Source organism: Leeuwenhoekiella sp. CH_XMU1409-2 (assembly GCF_037029365.1).
Taxonomy (GTDB): Bacteria; Bacteroidota; Bacteroidia; order Flavobacteriales; family Flavobacteriaceae; genus Leeuwenhoekiella; species Leeuwenhoekiella blandensis.
In genome coordinates this window covers 25,534-42,326 of the sequence record NZ_JAYMEI010000011.1, presented here as the reverse complement: position 1 = coordinate 42,326, position 16,793 = coordinate 25,534, and the positions used below count along the sequence as shown (strand labels likewise).

At 40.2% G+C, this 16,793-nt stretch carries 17 protein-coding genes, 1 other RNA gene and 1 pseudogene; 16 read left to right on the top strand and 3 right to left on the bottom strand.

Going from position 1 to position 16,793, the window contains the following annotated elements; translation table 11 throughout:
• Positions 1 to 3 precede the first annotated feature (3 nt).
• Complete coding sequence (locus tag WA338_RS12390; RefSeq protein ID WP_272985632.1) at positions 4 to 390, top strand: ribosomal maturation YjgA family protein; 387 nt, start codon at positions 4 to 6, stop codon at positions 388 to 390.
• Here the strand turns inward: WA338_RS12390 and WA338_RS12385 are convergent.
• The gene (locus tag WA338_RS12385) at positions 369 to 1,583 is read right to left on the bottom strand and encodes an NAD(P)-dependent oxidoreductase (RefSeq protein ID WP_272985631.1); all 1,215 of its coding nucleotides are present in this window, start codon (positions 1,581 to 1,583) and stop codon (positions 369 to 371) included. The two genes, WA338_RS12390 and WA338_RS12385, sit on opposite strands and share 22 nt — an antisense overlap.
• Before the next feature lie 149 nt (positions 1,584 to 1,732).
• On the opposite strand from WA338_RS12385, the gene WA338_RS12380 reads away from it, so the two are divergent.
• The 9 genes from WA338_RS12380 (at position 1,733) to WA338_RS12340 (ending at position 8,924) form a co-directional block, all read left to right on the top strand.
• Entirely contained in the window at positions 1,733 to 2,560 is an 828-nt protein-coding gene (locus WA338_RS12380) for a GIN domain-containing protein (protein ID WP_272985630.1), read from the top strand.
• Positions 2,561 to 2,599: 39 nt separating this feature from the next.
• Positions 2,600 to 3,000: a transfer-messenger RNA gene (gene ssrA, locus WA338_RS12375) on the top strand.
• Between the two features lie 285 nt (positions 3,001 to 3,285).
• A complete protein-coding gene (locus tag WA338_RS12370) occupies positions 3,286 to 4,530 on the top strand; it encodes a site-specific integrase (RefSeq protein WP_009780910.1) in 1,245 nt (414 codons plus the stop codon).
• A gap of 297 nt (positions 4,531 to 4,827) precedes the next feature.
• Complete coding sequence (locus WA338_RS12365; protein WP_009780911.1) at positions 4,828 to 5,115, top strand: helix-turn-helix domain-containing protein; 288 nt, start codon at positions 4,828 to 4,830, stop codon at positions 5,113 to 5,115.
• A gap of 18 nt (positions 5,116 to 5,133) precedes the next feature.
• Positions 5,134 to 6,312, top strand: coding sequence for a VapE domain-containing protein (locus tag WA338_RS12360; protein WP_272985629.1), 1,179 nt, complete (start codon positions 5,134 to 5,136; stop codon positions 6,310 to 6,312).
• Positions 6,313 to 6,553: 241 nt separating this feature from the next.
• A complete protein-coding gene (locus WA338_RS12355) occupies positions 6,554 to 7,408 on the top strand; it encodes a toprim domain-containing protein (protein WP_272985627.1) in 855 nt (284 codons plus the stop codon).
• Positions 7,409 to 7,495: 87 nt separating this feature from the next.
• Entirely contained in the window at positions 7,496 to 7,792 is a 297-nt protein-coding gene (gene mbpA / locus WA338_RS12350; protein ID WP_009780914.1) for a mobilization protein MbpA, read from the top strand.
• On the top strand, positions 7,789 to 8,613 hold the full coding sequence (locus WA338_RS12345; protein ID WP_272985626.1) for a relaxase/mobilization nuclease domain-containing protein: 825 nt from the start codon (positions 7,789 to 7,791) through the stop codon (positions 8,611 to 8,613). The genes mbpA and WA338_RS12345 overlap by 4 nt, the downstream gene beginning before the upstream one ends.
• Entirely contained in the window at positions 8,610 to 8,924 is a 315-nt protein-coding gene (locus tag WA338_RS12340; RefSeq protein ID WP_272985624.1) for a DUF6730 family protein, read from the top strand. Before WA338_RS12345 ends, WA338_RS12340 begins: the two co-directional genes overlap by 4 nt.
• A 508-nt stretch (positions 8,925 to 9,432) precedes the next feature.
• Here the strand turns inward: WA338_RS12340 and WA338_RS12335 are convergent.
• A pseudogene (locus WA338_RS12335) lies at positions 9,433 to 9,693 on the bottom strand (integrase core domain-containing protein); the annotation flags it as partial.
• Positions 9,694 to 9,739: 46 nt separating this feature from the next.
• Positions 9,740 to 10,090, bottom strand: coding sequence for a winged helix-turn-helix transcriptional regulator (locus WA338_RS12330; protein ID WP_040533575.1), 351 nt, complete (start codon positions 10,088 to 10,090; stop codon positions 9,740 to 9,742).
• A gap of 193 nt (positions 10,091 to 10,283) precedes the next feature.
• On the opposite strand from WA338_RS12330, the gene WA338_RS12325 reads away from it, so the two are divergent.
• The 6 genes from WA338_RS12325 to WA338_RS12300 all read left to right on the top strand — a co-directional run bounded on the left by WA338_RS12325 (position 10,284) and on the right by WA338_RS12300 (position 16,141).
• The gene (locus WA338_RS12325; RefSeq protein ID WP_009780918.1) at positions 10,284 to 11,072 is read left to right on the top strand and encodes an NADPH-dependent F420 reductase; all 789 of its coding nucleotides are present in this window, start codon (positions 10,284 to 10,286) and stop codon (positions 11,070 to 11,072) included.
• Positions 11,073 to 11,201: 129 nt separating this feature from the next.
• Positions 11,202 to 12,221 carry an LLM class flavin-dependent oxidoreductase gene (locus WA338_RS12320; protein WP_272987449.1) on the top strand — a complete coding sequence of 340 codons (1,020 nt, stop codon included), beginning with the start codon at positions 11,202 to 11,204 and terminating at the stop codon, positions 12,219 to 12,221.
• Positions 12,221 to 13,348 carry an LLM class flavin-dependent oxidoreductase gene (locus WA338_RS12315; protein WP_009780920.1) on the top strand — a complete coding sequence of 376 codons (1,128 nt, stop codon included), beginning with the start codon at positions 12,221 to 12,223 and terminating at the stop codon, positions 13,346 to 13,348. The genes WA338_RS12320 and WA338_RS12315 overlap by 1 nt, the downstream gene beginning before the upstream one ends.
• 52 nt (positions 13,349 to 13,400) lie before the next feature.
• Complete coding sequence (locus WA338_RS12310; RefSeq protein WP_009780921.1) at positions 13,401 to 13,823, top strand: organic hydroperoxide resistance protein; 423 nt, start codon at positions 13,401 to 13,403, stop codon at positions 13,821 to 13,823.
• A gap of 216 nt (positions 13,824 to 14,039) precedes the next feature.
• Positions 14,040 to 14,789 carry an NADPH-dependent F420 reductase gene (locus WA338_RS12305; RefSeq protein WP_009780922.1) on the top strand — a complete coding sequence of 250 codons (750 nt, stop codon included), beginning with the start codon at positions 14,040 to 14,042 and terminating at the stop codon, positions 14,787 to 14,789.
• An 8-nt stretch (positions 14,790 to 14,797) separates the two neighbouring features.
• The gene (locus tag WA338_RS12300; protein WP_009780923.1) at positions 14,798 to 16,141 is read left to right on the top strand and encodes an NtaA/DmoA family FMN-dependent monooxygenase; all 1,344 of its coding nucleotides are present in this window, start codon (positions 14,798 to 14,800) and stop codon (positions 16,139 to 16,141) included.
• Positions 16,142 to 16,793: the final 652 nt, after the last annotated feature.

Below are 16,793 nucleotides of genomic sequence, written 5' to 3'. Positions count from 1 at the left end.
ACTATGCCCAAACGCGCAATCTATTTCTTGATTTTTCTATTCCTTTTAGGTGTGGAAATCGCCATTGCGACCTACTTAAAAACCGGCTTTATCCGGGCGTATCTCGGCGACCTGCTGGTTGTGATCTTGTTGTATTGCTTGTTGATGAGCACCCTGAAACCTTCAGTAAAAACGGGATTAATACTCACGCTTGCCATCGCTTTTGCGATAGAACTCCTGCAGTTGGTAAACCTGACTAAATTCTTTCCGCAGGAATATAAACAACTTGCAACCTTAGTTTTAGGAAGTCATTTCTCGTGGTTGGATTTATTGATGTACGTACTCGGAATCGTAGTTGCCGGGATCACAGAACTTGTGCTACACAAACGCTATTCTTTACCGTCTACATAATCTTGCAAATAACTGAAGCGTTTGGTGAGTTTACCATCTTTAGTCATACGCGCACGGTAGAGGATTCCATCTTTATCGTCATTGAAAAAAGCGGGCAACACCCGTTCTACAAAGAGTTCGCCAAAACCTTCGCTAGCATCTTTAGGCAACTCACAAGGCAGGTTATCAACCGCCATCACGGTAATCGCTCCCGGAGCATCAAAAGCGACTTCCTTTTCAGTCTGCGGATCGTAGCCATAAAAAGGATCGGCGATCGTCGAGGCGCGTAAGGTAGAAGCCACAGGACCATCAATGTCGCAAGAAATATCAGCGATAACTTCAATATTAAAATCTTTGGCTTTGGCTTCTTCACGGGTGAATAAGTACGGCGCACCATCGCCATAAAAATGCCCGGCGATAAATAACTGACTCACTTTAGCAAAACGCAAAAAATTGGTTTCATAACCCGTAGGATCTTTAATGAATTGCGCGAGGCTGCCTTTTACGCCATCTTTCCGCTTTGCGTAATCCATCACCCCGATTTTGCAGTACACCGGTTTTTTAAATTCCTTAGTGAGATATTCTTCAATGGTCACTTTTTTGATGCCCATAGCATCCAGAATTTCCTGAGCGCCACCGGCCACTTTTCCACTTCCGCTAAGGCAAATTTTAATAGCAGGAAGTTCAATCTTTTTCAGCTGTGCGATCAAAGCGCTAACATCGGTAAGCGTATTTGCGGGTGGCAAGTCAAAACGTTTATGCCTTTTACCATACGCTCTAAACGCATTGTAAGCGCCTACAAGCCCCGCATATCGACCAAAACCTATAAGGCGCAATCCGCTCTTTCGGGTAATGACTTCGTGATCGTAGAGTTCAATATTTTTCTCTAAAACCGCTTTGAGTAAGTCGCGGTTGTAAGGTTGTTTTTTTATGGTATGGCTGAAGAAAAAATACTTCTTATTGGGGATCAAGGCCTCAATAGGCACTTCTTTTACGCCCAGCATCACATCTGCCTCAGAAACATCCTCTTTAACCTCAAATTCGGCTTTCTCATAAGCCACATCAGGAAACACTCTAATAGGCGAAGCTTCTACCACAAAAGAAGCTTCAGGAAAGAGTTCCTGAGCCTTAGACATCGTAATGGGTGAAAGCACCGCACGACGGTCTGGCGGAGTTTTACGTTCACGTAACAGAGCAAATTTTAGAGGAGCCATAAAAGTAATATTTGGTGTAAAATACAATTTTACATAGAGAATCTTAAACCTATTTTAATGGAACTTTAATAGGTTCTTAGCAAAGCTTTAATAAGCCATTGGCTAATCTTGCCTGGCATTTTCGCTATATTAAAAGAAAAGAAAATACTATGAAAAAAATGTTGGGTATGGGCATTCTAATTGCCTTTATCGCAAGTTCTTGTGGAACGCAGAAAGAAAAAATTAAAGGGGATCGCGATGTGATTTCCGTAAACGGAAGCTTACAAACCGGGATCAACACCATAAGTGTAGACGATGCTATCGAAGTCGAACTGGTGCAAGCCCGAAGCAATGATTATATTCTTACGACCGACCGTAATCTGGTGAGCGTGGTTGATTTTAAAGTAGTTGATAGTGTACTTACCATCAGCACCAATATGGAAGTCACCAGCGCCAAGGAACTGTCTGTATACCTCAAGCTTCAAAATCCGCAACACATAATTCTTAAGAACGACAGCAAACTTGAAACGCCGGGACAACTTGAAGTGCCTGATTTTTCGGTAACCGCCGGCGCTTCATCACGAATTGACGCCAATCTTACCGCTACGAATGCGCGTATCAATTTACGCGAAAACGCCAGCGGACAATTGAATATTAAAAGTGAAAAGCTTGCTTTGAAAATGAGCGACCGCACCGATGTTAAAGGAAAAATAAACACGCAAATCGCCGAATTCACGATGAGTGGTTCGTCTGAATTTAATCCGCGTGGTAAAACAAACGAATTAAATCTAGCCCTTACCGGCAAAGCCGATTATAAAGGAGATGATTTTGATGTAGAAAATGCTGCAGTCACGTTAAGTGATCGTTCTGCTGCCGCAGTGAGTGCTGATGAAAGTTTATCGGTCTATGCACAAGATAAAGCGGTTATCAATGTCTATGGAAAGCCTAATATTAATGTAAAGGCACTAAACGATGATGCGCAAATCAATAAAAAATAATACCTTTGCTGCCCTCAAATTTTGAGGATTATCATCAATGGGGTCGATTTGGTTTTGACAGCGGGTCTAATTGAATGGTAAGCACGTCGAGCGCTGGGACATAGCTCGTAAATCTCAGGTTTCACACTTTTTAAACGGCGAGAATAACTACGCCATGGCTGCATAACCCGAATTATAGTACGGTTATCTTAATCTCACACAAGGTGTGAGACCATGATGCCTCTGAAAAGCCTTGGTTTACGGCGTTTCGCTAAGAGGCACCGAAAAAGTAAACATAGCCTGCTCAGGGTCTTGATGAGTAGGTGAACTTTAATCGAGAATAAGGTAGCAGTTGGTAGTTGCCGACCGGCTGTTGCACGAAAAACAATTGGCAAATAAACGTGTAGAAAGCTATTGAGTTGCCTGTTTGGACGGCGGTTCGAACCCGCCCGACTCCACTTTTTGAGTTTCAAACTCATTCAAAAACCCTGTAAATTATTGATTTACAGGGTTTTTAATTTTATTTAATATCATATATTATCGATTAAATGCAAAAAAATCGGGACCCTTTAGGCAGGTCCCGCCAATATTGAGCTTAGGGGGTCTCGCCAAGCTCATAACACCCTCTTTTTTAGTTTTTTACAAAAGTTAAAGTTTTTTGACCCTAAAAAATCATTTACTAATTTGACTTCAAGGTTCATATCCTACCTGCCACGAAGGTTCGGGAGTTACATAAAATTGAAGTCATGAAAAATAATTATTACGCACTATTTCATCTTATTAAAAGGAAGGTTAATAAAAGAGGTCTAGCTCCAATTTATCTTCGATTGACTGTTGACGGAAAACGAAAAGAGCATAGTATTTCTAGAAGAGTTGATCCTAGAAAATGGAATTCACGTCAAGAAAAAGCAATGGGCAATAGCCGTGAAGCTGTAGAAATAAATACACACATTAGTAATTTGAGGCATAAGCTCAATCAAATACACCAAACTTTTATTGAACACGATAAACATATTACCGTCAATTCATTACTTAAAGAATTAAAAGGAGAAAATCAACAAAATAAATTGGCACTGGAAGTATTTAAAGAACATAATGAGAAAATAGATCAATTAATTGGAAAAGACATTTCTGCTTCTTCTGCACAGCGCTATTGGACTTGCCATAATCACGTTCAACAATTCATTAACGAAGAATACGATGAAGAGGATTATAGGCTTAGAGACATTGACCATAACTTTATAATTAAATTCGAACATTTTCTTAAAACCAAGAGAAATTGTAATCATAATTCCGCTTTAAAATATGTCAACAATTTTAAAAAGATTGTCCGTATTGCTTTAGCTAATAAATGGATAAGTCATGATCCTTTTATAAACTACAAAGTAAAATTTGAACCTGTAGAACGAGAGTTTCTTACACAGGAAGAAATTGATGCATTGTGGGAAAAAGAGCTACATTTTGAACGTCTGATCTTGGTTAGGGATATGTTTGTTTTTTCCTGTTATACCGGTTTGGCTTATTCTGATGTTGAGAAATTATCTAAATCTGACATCACAATTGGAATAGATGGTAGTAAATGGATACGTATTCACCGTACCAAAACAGGCTCCAGAAGTAGCATCCCACTCCTCCCTGTAGCAGAACAGATTCTAGCTCGTTATGAAAATCATCCTCAGGTTGAGGAAAGTGAACGCGTGATCCCCGTACTAAGTAATCAAAAATCCAATGCCTTTCTGAAGGAAATTGCCATTATGTGTGATATTTCCAAACCACTTACTACGCATCTGGCAAGGCATACCTTTGCTACCACAGTAACACTAACTAATGGAGTGCCCATCGAGACTGTAAGTAGAATGTTAGGTCATCAATCATTGCGTACAACGCAGCACTATGCAAAAATTGTTGATCGAAAAATTAGCGATGATATGAATATTTTAAAAGAAAAACTAGCCGCACAAAAATCAAAGAAGGAGTCTAACACACAATAAAGCATTACGATTTCTAAACTTTTTTGTGTTGCTCTGTAAGATAGAAGTCGTAAATAAATGTTCATAACTCTCTGAAAACGTATCCAGTAAAGTTACTCTAGATTTCATTTAATACTAAATGAAATCAAACCTTATCAGATGAAAACAAAAAATATAAGAATCTAAAGACAAGGGTATTGTAAATAACTCTTTACTTCAAAAGGAGCAATTACGTTTTCACTTTCCTACTTTTAATTCAAGAATTCTACTTAATCAAACAAAGCGCTTTGTTCACTATTCACCTTAAAAAAGAATACGATGAACATTATTCAATTAGACGAAAGACTCGAGCGAATCGAATCGCTTTTACTTGCAAAAAAGAAAGTACTAACCCTTGAGGAAGCATGCGACTATGCAGGAATTTCAAGAAGCTATCTTTATAAATTAACTTCTACAGGGACCATCCCGCATAGCAAACCAAATGGTAAGCTCATCTATTTTGAGCGGGAAGAACTCGAGCGGTGGTTATTGCAAAACAAAACGTTTTCAAAGGGCAATTCGAAGGAATCAACTTGGAGTCATTCCAAAGGATCAAAAATTTCATAGAACTATAAAACAAGAGCTATGAAAAATGATAAACTCTATCAAGTTTCAGATCCTAAGAAAAAGACGGTTTACGATTATGCAATTGAATACCTGTTTGAGAAATACGATATACTTTACAATGAGATTTCTCACGATTTTCAGATATCACTGAAAAAGAAAAAGCAATGGAGCTATCTGAATCTGAATTCGCTTATTATTGAACTGACTAAAGCCGGGATTGACATCAGTACCTCAAAGCTTGAGATCTTGATTAAATCAGAGCTTATTGATAAGTATAATCCAATACGCGAATATTTTGAATCACTTGCGAGCTGGGACGGTCAGGATCACATAGAGAAGCTCGCTTCATTTGTTCCTCTTTATGAGCACGAGGTGTTTGTGTATCACTTTAAAAAATGGCTGGTAAGAGCGATTAAATGTGCTTTGGAGCCTGCTTACTTCAATAAGCAAGCGCTAATTATCAGTCATAGTGGTCAAAGCTCTGGTAAATCAACCTGGTGCCGCTATCTCTGCCCGCCGGAATTGGCAGAATATATGGCTGAAGATATCAATAGTGATAAAGATGCGCGTATTCAGCTCTGTAGAAATTTCCTCTACAATCTGGATGAACTAGCGGTCCTTTCAAAAAATGATGTGAATGCGCTTAAAGCATTTTTCTCAAAAACCTTTATCAATGAGCGTTTGCCCTATGATCGGAAGAATACAATACTTCCTCGCATATGCTCCTTTATGGGGTCTACCAATATGTCTTCCTTTTTAAATGATGAAACCGGTTCAGTACGCTGGCTGTGTTTTGAATTAATGGGACCTATTGACTTCAGCTATAAAAAAGAAGTAGCTATTGCTGATGTTTGGAGTCAGGCCTATTATTTAGCATATAATGATCCAGACTTCAATCCCGAACTAACCGTGCAGGATGTCAATGAAAATGAGGAGCGAAATCAAAAGTATACTAAGATGACTACCGAGCAAGAACTCATTGCGAGATACTACGAAAAGTCTACAGATCAAAAGGATTTTGTAACAGCCACAGATATTATGGTAAGCCTGAACTGTCTGAATATACGCATCAGCCAGATCAATCTGGGGCGAGCACTTTCAGGCTTTGGTTTTCAAAAGATCAAACATCCCAAACGTAGAATTTATGGCTATTTAGCAAAACGAAAGTTTATAGAATCACCCTATGAATTAGGCTAATGAAAGAAAAAAGAGTAAATCCTCTTACCATTCTACCACAAATCTTCTAAGACCCTATAAACATTAGGCTCATTTGTGGTAGGATCTTTTTAAATCATCTTACCACAACCTTACCCATCTTACCACAACAATGTGGTAGGATGGGTAGGATAAAAAAATAACCTACCCAGGTCACCAAGCCCCGTGTTTACTGGGATGGGTAAGATGGTAGGATGTTTTGGGATTTTTAAACTATTTTCAGATGAAAAAAGAAAAACTATCGTGTGAACAAGCCCGAAAAATATCCATCGTTAAGGCGCTGGAATTTTTAGGGCACCTTCCCACTCGCAATACGGAAAAGGAAGCTTGGTTTCTGAGTCCCCTGCGGTCAGAAACCCAAGCCTCCTTTAAAGTCTCTAAATCTTTAAACTGCTGGTACGATCACGGACTGGGTAAAGGCGGCAATTGCATCGATCTTATTTGTGAGCTTCAGAATATAGCTGTACGTGAAGCTTTAGCAATTTTAGCTCAAGTCAATACCGGAAACTATGCGCTTCCGAAACTACAACTACCGAAATTAAACGAATCTGGAATTGTAATCAGACAGGTAAAACCGATTCAACATCCGGCATTATTAGCCTATCTGAAAAGTCGAAAAATTAGTCCGGTTGTAGCGCAGGGGGTTTGCAAAGAAGTGCATTATACAATAAAGGAGAAGTACGTTTTTTCAATTGGTCTTAAAAACAATTCCGGAGGATGGGAACTTAGAAACAAATATTTTAAAGCATCAAGCTCACCAAAGGACTTGCGGTGTATCACTAATGGATCTCAAAAACTAATTGTCATAGAGGGAATATTTGATCTGCTATCTCTAGTTACACTTTTTCCAAACTTAAAAGGGGAAGCTGATTTTCTGATTTTAAACTCCATTGCTTTTGCAGAAAAAGCACTTCCCTATTTTGACACCTGCACTACTGTTGAATTGTATCTCGATCAGGATAAAGTCGGAAGAAAAACAACCTCATTCTTTCTGAACACTACTGCTACGTGTATTGATAAATCCTGTTTCTATAAAGCGGAAAAAGACCTTAATGCCTGGCTGATGAAAACCTTTTAAAACTGATTTCTGGGAAGCAGGGCAAGATGTGTGGCTGTGGCCACAATCTTGCTTTGCTCCCGGTGGTTGCAAAGAAAAAAACAAACGATGAAACGAGCACTTATCAAATTCAGGTGCAGCGTGTATGAGAAAAAATTGCTGCAGGTAAAAGCAAAAGCTGCAGGCTTAAGCCTGAGTGCTTTTTGCAGAAGAAGTTTGTTGGAGCAACAGATCACCGAGCGGATGAATGAAGAACATATTCATACCTATAAAATGCTGGTGAAGTATCACAACAATTTTAAACGTATCGGGAATATGTATAAAAAAGGTAATCCAAAACTTAGTGAGGAAGTCATTCAGGTAGCCGAAGAAATCAAGAAACATTTAAAAACCATAATCAAATGATTGGTAAAGGCAGTGCTATATCCAGTACCCTTGGCGCGTTGCGTTACGGTAATGATCCAGAGAAACAAGCAGAATTGGTATATAGCGATCTAGTGGTAGGTGATACTGCTGAAGAAATCACTCAAGAATTTAAAGCCGTGCAAGCGCTCAATCAAAATTGTGAGCGCAACACGTTGAGTTTTGTTCTAAGTCCAACGGTAACCGATGGAGCTCAAATGAACACTGAAGATTTAGGGAAACTCACTAAAACCTTTATTCAACATATGAAATTACAAGAGCGCCAGGCAGTGGCGTATGTACATCGGGACAAAGCACATACCCACGTGCATCTCTATGTGAATCGTATCGATCTAAAGGGTAAGGCTTATACTGATAGTTTTATCGGAAAGCAAAGTCAGTGGGCCGCTGAGCGGACTGCAAAGCAAATGGGTATTCAAACCGTACAGGACATTCAACTTGAAAAAAACAAAGCCTTAGCACAGACGCGAAGTGAAATCCATAAAGCCCATCAGCAGGTTCTTCAAGGTTCTACTAATGATCTTCAGACTTACATCAATCGCATGCAAGAGCAACACATTACCGTGATCCCGGTGATCAATAAATCCAAACAGCTGCAGGGGTTTCGTTTTGAATACAAAGGTCAAAACATTAAGGGAAGTGAAGTGCATCGTTCGATGTCGGCCAGTAATTTGCTTAAATCCATCAACCGCGCCAAAGCTGTTGTGTTATCCGGAGGAAGCATACCTATTGCGCCAAGCCTGGCCAAAGCTGTGGCTAAGAAAGTATTAAAAATTGTAATCGATAAAGGTATTGGAATATGACTAAACTAGAACACCTATCAGAACTACTGGTTGAAGAATTACATTCATTCAAACAAGAGGTCAATCGCTTAGAACGGATTGAAAAAGGTCTTAAAAGTACCTCCATAAAAGCAGATAGCACTCAAATTGAAAAGATGATCGATTCGCATCTTAGAAAATTAAAACTGGATCTAATCTCGCAGCAGGAAAATCGCAAGGAACTGCTAAGCAAGATCAAGTATACGCGAACGATCCCCAACTGGCTTGTCATCTTAGCCCTGTTTCTTTTTCTTTCACAAGCATTTTGTATTGTCTTTTTATTGCTGCGCTAAATAGTAATATTTGATTTAATTTTTCTTTCAAAAAGACCTGTCTTTTGTGAAGGCCTTTTCGAAAGAAAAAATTAGGATGAGGGAGATGTTTCACTTTCATAATAATCATATCAATAATTTTGGCAGCCTCATTAATCTTCTAACCCCTGTTTTTATCGTAGGCTGCTTTTATAATAAAGCGAATAATATATTTATTCTATCCATGCATTGAGAGATATTGATATCAATCTCGCAGAACACAGTGTTTATTAAATTGGCACAAGACCAGAGAAAAAGCTAAGGTCTATTGCTGATTCCGAAAATCTTATGATCCGTTAATTTGAAAAAGCTTGAACTGAATAATTCCCCTTATCCTCATCACCTGACTTACAAATAATATTAGTAAACCACTGACCTCTTCCCATATTCAGATTCTAGTTATAACTAGAGAATCTGGGCTATTGACCTCCTCCCATATTTAGGTACTGGTCATAACTAGAGAATCTGGGCTATTGACCTCCTCCCATATTTAGGTACTGGTCATAACTAGAGAATCTGGGCTATTTTCATTGACTTCAATGTACTCATTGGGTGACATGTCACCCAATGAACTGTGTGGTCTGAACCCGTTATAGTCTTCCCTCCAAATATCGAACTTTTCCTGAGCATCTTCCAAAGAGAAGAACCAATTTGTATTTAAACACTCATCCTTGAAAGACCCATTGAAGCTTTCTATAAATGGATTATTTGTGAGTTTGCCGAAGCGTGCGAAGTCACAATTAACACTGGATCTAAGTCATTGCTTTAGTCTATTGTGTAGTGGTTTCGAAAATCTTTTACTCTTTATTAAATATTTTCTTTTTGTGGTTAATCCCCCAATCTTTCAGTGCAAAAATTATCGGATTTAAGGTATCTGCATAAGGAGTCAATTTGTATGAGATTTTTACTGGATAATCGTCAATGACAATTCTTTTAATGAGTTGGTGTTGTTCCAAATCCTTCAGCTCTTTAGCCAGAACCTTGGGTGTTAATCCATCAATACTATCCTGAATATCCGTAAATCTTTCGTTACCAATACCCATTGAAATAATAATAGGTAATTTCCATTTACCATTGATCACCTCTAAGGTATCCCTCACGGGCCTTACCGTGTCCAGACAATTATAATATCCTTTTTTTACAGCCATATGATTTATTTTCTTACTTTCCTTTAGGAAAGGACTATACAAAGGAAAGTAGTTTTTATTAATTTTGCAAATGTAATTATACAGGAAGCTACTTTATAGATAAACTTTTGGTTGGCAAAGGTTGATGTAAAGTTCGATGTATGTAAACACGAAGAAATAAAACCTCTTATAGGTTGAACTAACGCGAAAAACGATGAAAATAGGAATAATTGGAGCAGGTTTAATCGGCAAGACACTTGCGAAAAAATTTAATGCTGCCGGACATCAGGTTAAATTAGGAGATGCTAAGGGAGCAGCTAGTATAGATACTATTGCTCGCTCTGCGGGTGTATCTGCGGTGGAAATGGAGGAGGTAACAAAAGATATAGAGGTGCTCGTTGTTTCTATACCACTTTTTGCGATCCCAGACCTTGCTAAATCACTACAAGGAAAGGTGGCTGATGATGTAATAATTGTTGAAACCACGAACTACTGGCCGCATCGGGATAATAAGATCGAAGCGATTGATAATGGAATGGTGGCCAGTGTCTGGGTGCAGGAGCAGTTTGGAAGACCGGTTGTAAAGACATTCAGCAATATCAATGCCTACAGTTTGACTGCGGAAGGTAAACCGAAAGGAGCTAGCGGAAGAATTGCCCTGGCTGTAGCTTCTGATGATCAGAAAGCAAAAGAGGTCGTATTAGGTTTAGTAGATGATGCGGGTTTTGATGCATTGGATGCCGGTATACTTGAAGATTCTTGGCGTCAGCAACCCTGTTCGCCAGCCTATTGTACCGATCTTAGCCTTTCTGAGCTTGCCAAAGCAAGAGCAATGGCTAATAGAGAAACCTTGAAAGAAAATCAGGAGCTTGCATTTGGCAAAATGCAACATCTTGGTGAGGAATATTTTAAAATTCTTATTTCAGGAGATTATCCAGATGGATTTGTAGATCACGCGGTAGATATTGCTCGTGAGATCAATAATTTACCGCCACGAAAGTAAAATAGCTCGTATACAGCAATTTAAAAGGACTCTGTAGCTCACGGATAAAACTGAAATTTATGGATTAGGTGCTATCGGGAGTTTATTAAAAGAATTACGTAAGTATAGATTAATAGCATTTCAGAATATATGAAGAAAGAAAAAATAGCATATTCCATTTTAGAACTGGCCGTTGTTTCGCAAGGAGATTCTATAAAACAGACGCTCAACAATTCACTGGCGCTTGCACAAGAAGCGGAAGTTTCAAACTACAAACGTATTTGGTTTGCCGAGGATCATAATTCAGATAATATCGCCAGTAGCGCTACCTCCTTGCTTATGGGCTATATTGCAGAAAACACCCACAGTATAAGAGTGGGTTCAGGAGGGATTATGCTTCCCAACCACGCTCCCTTAATTATAGCTGAACAATTTGGTACGCTGGCGCATTTGTATCCGAATCGGATTGATTTAGGTTTGGGGCGAGCACCGGGTACAGATCCTCAAACTGCCAAAGCTATACGATCTGATTTTATGCAGGCGGCACATTCATTTCCAGGAGAAATAAAGAAAATTCAGCAGTATTTTGCTCCGGAAAATAAAAAATCACCTGTACGGGCTACCATTGCTGAAGGAACAGATGTACCCCTGTATATACTAGGTTCTAGTACAGATAGTGCTCATTTAGCCGCAAAAGAGGGCTTGCCTTATGCCTTTGCGAGCCATTTTGCATCCAATCATTTACACAATGCCTTGAGAATATATAAACAGGAATTTCAACCTTCTGAATTTTTGCAGAAACCTTATACAATAGCAGGAATCAATGTGTATGTCGCAGATACCGACGAAGAAGCCGAGCGCATGTTCACCAGCTTGATCAGGATGTTTATGTCGGTCTTAACTGGCGGCAGAGATCCCCTGCAACCACCAACACCAATGACGGATGAACTAATAGGAATGTTTAAGCATCCTTCCTTACATCAAATGCTGAAATATTCTTTTGTAGGAAGTAAACAGACCGTGAAAAACCAGGTTCAGGATTTCTTAGGCAAAACCGAAGTGGATGAACTCATCGCGGTCTCTACAGCATACGTCTTAGAAGACCGGTTGAAATCCATTAGATTATTCGCAGAAGTTATGACAGAAATAAATACTGAAAATAATTCGTGATGAAAAAGAAGAAATTAAAATTGGCAGCCAATATTGATGGTCCGGGATGGAATTTTGTAGGTTGGCAGCATCCCGATATCCCGGCCGATTCTAGTGAAAATATTGATTTTTATATCCAACAGGCTCAGCTGGCAGAATCTGCAAAGTTCGACACGCTCTTTTTGGTCGATGTAAGTCATGTAGGTCCGGGGAATATTCCGCATTACCTGAGTATGTTCGAAGGTGTTTCGCTCATGTCTGCCCTTAGCATGCACACAAAAAAAATAGGTCTTTCGGCTACCGTTTCTACTTCTTATGCCGATCCGTATAGCGTAGCCAGACAAATCCTTTCGTTAGATAAAATAAGTAAGGGGCGTGCGTCCTTAAATGCCATTACCTCAAATCCGGGCGGCATGGTTAATTTCAGCCGTGGGCATTTGGGCAAGCAAGACCAAAGTCCCATGCAAAAAGAATTTTTGGAAATCCTCTTAGGATTATGGGATACCTATGAGGATGATGCATTTGTGAGGGATAAGAAAAGGGGCGTGTATCTAAATCCCTATAAAATGCATAGAGTTGATTATAGCGGGAAGTATTTTTCGGTGGAAGGTCCCTTGAATATTAGTCGTTCTATACAAGGGCGTCCGGTGCTGTATACAGCAGGGATGTCAGCAACCTTATTTGATCACGCCACAACCTATACAGATGGAGTATTTACTCATGGCAACACACTTGAAGAGGCTGTGGGAATCGCAAATGATATCAGGCGAAGATTAATTAAAAAAGGAAGAAAGCCTGAGGACTTTATCATATCCATCTCACAAAACCCTATCGTTGGCAGAACAGAACAAGAAGCGCAAGAAAAATATCTGGAGCTCCTACGGTTAAAGCCAAATAATAGTCTTCCTCGTCCACTGTTTTTTGGATCTGCCGAAAAAGTGGCCAATCAGGTGCAGCAATGGTATGAAGAGGGCGCAATAGATATGCTGATACTCCGCCAGGATCACCCCCATGGATTGAAGGATTTCATTGAATTAGTGGTACCTATTTTACAGGAGCGTGGTATATACCGAACCGAATATGAATCTGATAAGCTCAGAGGAAATCTGGAAATCCCTAAACCTTCATTTAGAAAAATTAGTACATAAAGTAATAAAAGAAAATAATCCTTAATTAATTAGAATTTTAAATTAAATCACAATGAAAGCAATGTATACAGCCGAAGCAACGGCAACAGGTGGCAGAAATGGTCATGTTAAATCAGATAATGGTGTGTTGGATATTCAGGTTAGAGCACCTAAAGCCATGGGGGGTGCCAATGATGATTACACCAATCCTGAACAATTATTTGCTGCGGGTTACGCCGCATGTTTTGATAGTGCTTTAAACCATACTATACGGCAGGAAAAAGTAAAAACAGGTGAAACTTCTGTAACAGCTAAAGTATCTATCGGTTCAACAGAAAACGGAGCCTTTGGCTTGGCGGTAGAACTGGCAGTTAATATCGCAGACGTATCAATCGAAGAAGCACAACGGCTTACGGATCGAGCTCACCAAGTTTGCCCCTACTCAAACGCTACCCGAAATAACATTGAAGTAAAACTTAGTACAACTAACAATTAAAAAGCTTGAAAACGGGGAATGAATGAAAATGCAGCAGTGCTTATTGATGTTCATCCAGTATTTCCTTTATGCAAAATGTGGATGTGGTTAATCACCTTGCGTTAATTCAGCTACCTGATTTAAACAATATATTAACGCTTTCCTTTAGGAAAGTACTATACTAAAGAAAGTGTGTTTTAGTAAATTTGTAACTAAGCTTTTAAAAATAATAATGATATGAAAATAGGAATTTTAGGAGTAGGTCATATAGGAAAGACCTTAGCGCTAACATTGCCCGACTCAGGGCATAAAGTAGAAGTAGCCAATTCAAGAGGCCCAGAAACTATAGAGCAAGCGGCACTTGTTACAGGAGCAGAACCTGTTACCGCTGAGCAAGCGGTTAAGGGTAAAGATGTCATCATCTTATCGATCCCTTTCAACCGAATTCCGGAGATCAAACCCCTTCTTGCAGAAGTACCAGAAGACGTAACCATAATAGATACCTCTAATTATTATCCGTCACGAGACAACAATATCCCCGCTATTGACGAAGGTCAAGTAGAAAGTTTGTGGGTAAGCGAACAATTAGGAAGACCTATTGCCAAGGCTTGGAATGCCATAGGATATATTTCTTTTGAAGAAAGCGGAAAGCCGGCCGGAAGTTCAGATCGTATTGCCATTCCTATTGCGGCAGATCGTGACCAGGATCGTAAAATCACGATGCAATTAGTGGATGAGACCGGATTTGATGCTTTCGATGCAGGCTCACTGGCTGATTCCTGGAGGCAACAACCGGGTTCCCCTGTTTACTGTACAGATCTTTCTCTGCACGAAATAGAAGAATTGATTGATACTGCGGAAAAAGAACGTTTGCCAAAGCGTAGAGATCTGGCGGTTGCGGCTGTCGCAGAGCGGGCAGATGGCGAAATGAGCTCTGTAGACAATAAGTTTCTTGTAGGCCTAAACAGGGTTTTATATATTATGTAGTTCCCAATATGCAGAACAATGCAAAAAAAATACTGGTTGCTATGCACCTGGGCAATGGCTATGGCTCCCAACCCGGAGCCTGGCGCATGCCCGGCGTAGACCCGGAAAGTTTCACAAACTTTGATGTCATGGTAAAACAGGCGCAGGCAGCCGAACGCGGTAAACTGCATTTTCTGTTTTTCCCTGATGGGCCGGCCAGCGAAAGAGATATTGAGACCCAACCTCCCGGCCCTAATATCGATGTGATGATGACCATGGCCGCCATCGCACGGGAAACGAAACGGATTGGGTTGGTAGCAACCGGTTCTACAACATTTAACGAACCGTTCAATCTGGCAAGGCATTTCAAAGCTTTGGATGTAATGAGCCACGGCCGGGCAGGGTGGAATGCAGTTACCTCGAGTACAGATGATACCGCAGCTTATTACGGCAAGAGGATTCCATCGAGTGAGGAGCGCTATGGCCGAGCCCATGAGATGATTCAGCTGATGCAGGCACTTTGGGGAAGCTGGGGAAAGGATGCCTGGGTCCACAACAAAGAAAATAGCGAATTCACAAAAAAAGGGGCTATCAATGCCATTAATCTGCAAGGCGAATATGTAGGCGCTAGCGGACCGCTGTATGTTCCACCATCAGCGCAAGGACAGCCTGTGATCGTTCATGGCGGTGGTAGCCCTAATGCCCACGAACTCGCAGGACGTTTTGCCAATGTTGTGGTTGGCGCTACCTTCACCATTGATGATGCGCGGGCTCAACGCAAAGCGTTTAGAGATGCAGCTAAGCGGTATAGTCGTGATCCTGATGAGATCAAATTCTTTGCAGGTCTCATGACCACGATTGCCAAAGACAGGCGTACCGCTTTAGATCGCAGGATTCAGTTAACGGAGAGTAATTTCCCGGAAAGAGTCGCTTACCTGCAACGTATGCTGGGTATTCCTCTTGATATCAATCGATTGAACGAACCGCTAAACCAAGCACAGTTAACAAATGCACGCCCGTCTCCTTATGATCCTAGGTCTGCTCATGCGTTAAAAATTGCAAAAGAAGGCTGGAGTCTTCGCGATATTATTGCCCATGGTGTTATTGATTACCATCCGGTGATTGTTGGACCGGGTGTAGAAGCCGCAGATCATATGCAGGAATGGTTTGAAGCAGGCGCTGTAGATGGATTTTGGATTACACCAGATGTGAATGCTGATGGGATCGATGCTTTTGTAGATGAAGTGGTGCCTATTCTTCAGCAGCGTGGTTTGTTCCATGAGGATTATGAAGGGGAAACATTTCGAGCCAATCTGGGAGTGCCAGATCAATACGGTATTGATCCTAGAATAATGAATCATAAAAACAAATAAGAATAATTGTTGGCAGATTGATAAGGAAACACCAGCTCAGAAATTTAGCAAAAAGGGACATCAAATAATAATTACCAATTCCAGAGGACCGCATACGATCGATTTCGCAGGTCAAACAGGTGTCAAAGCAGTCAAAATTGAATAGGTAGTTTTAGACAGAAGATCCTGTTATTCTGCATCTCTTTCAGGAAAGTCACGGGATTACCAAAGGATTTGTTCAGTCAGTTGGAGATAGCGATACCTATGATCGGTATCTCCAATTATTTTCCATCCCGAGATGGTGTGATCGAAGAATTAGAACAAGGTTAACTACACAGCCTTTGGGTTGAGAGGTAAATTGGCCGGCCGGTAGTGAAAACTTTTAGCACTAGTATCGCACCCAGTTTTGTAATGGGTGTCCTGCCGAACGGAACGCCGGGAAGAATAGTTCTAACAGTATTAGGAGATCGTTAAAGCAGTATAGAAACAGCCATGCAACTGGTCAATGATACGGGATTTGATGCCTACAACACAGGTTCTATTGCAGAATCCTGGAGCTTATTAATTTTCAATCTTTAAAACCAGACTATTTCGATATAATCTTCTACATAACGTTACCTAACAGGCATTTTTTGTAATGTTTTCACAGGTTGGTTTAGATCTATATTGATAA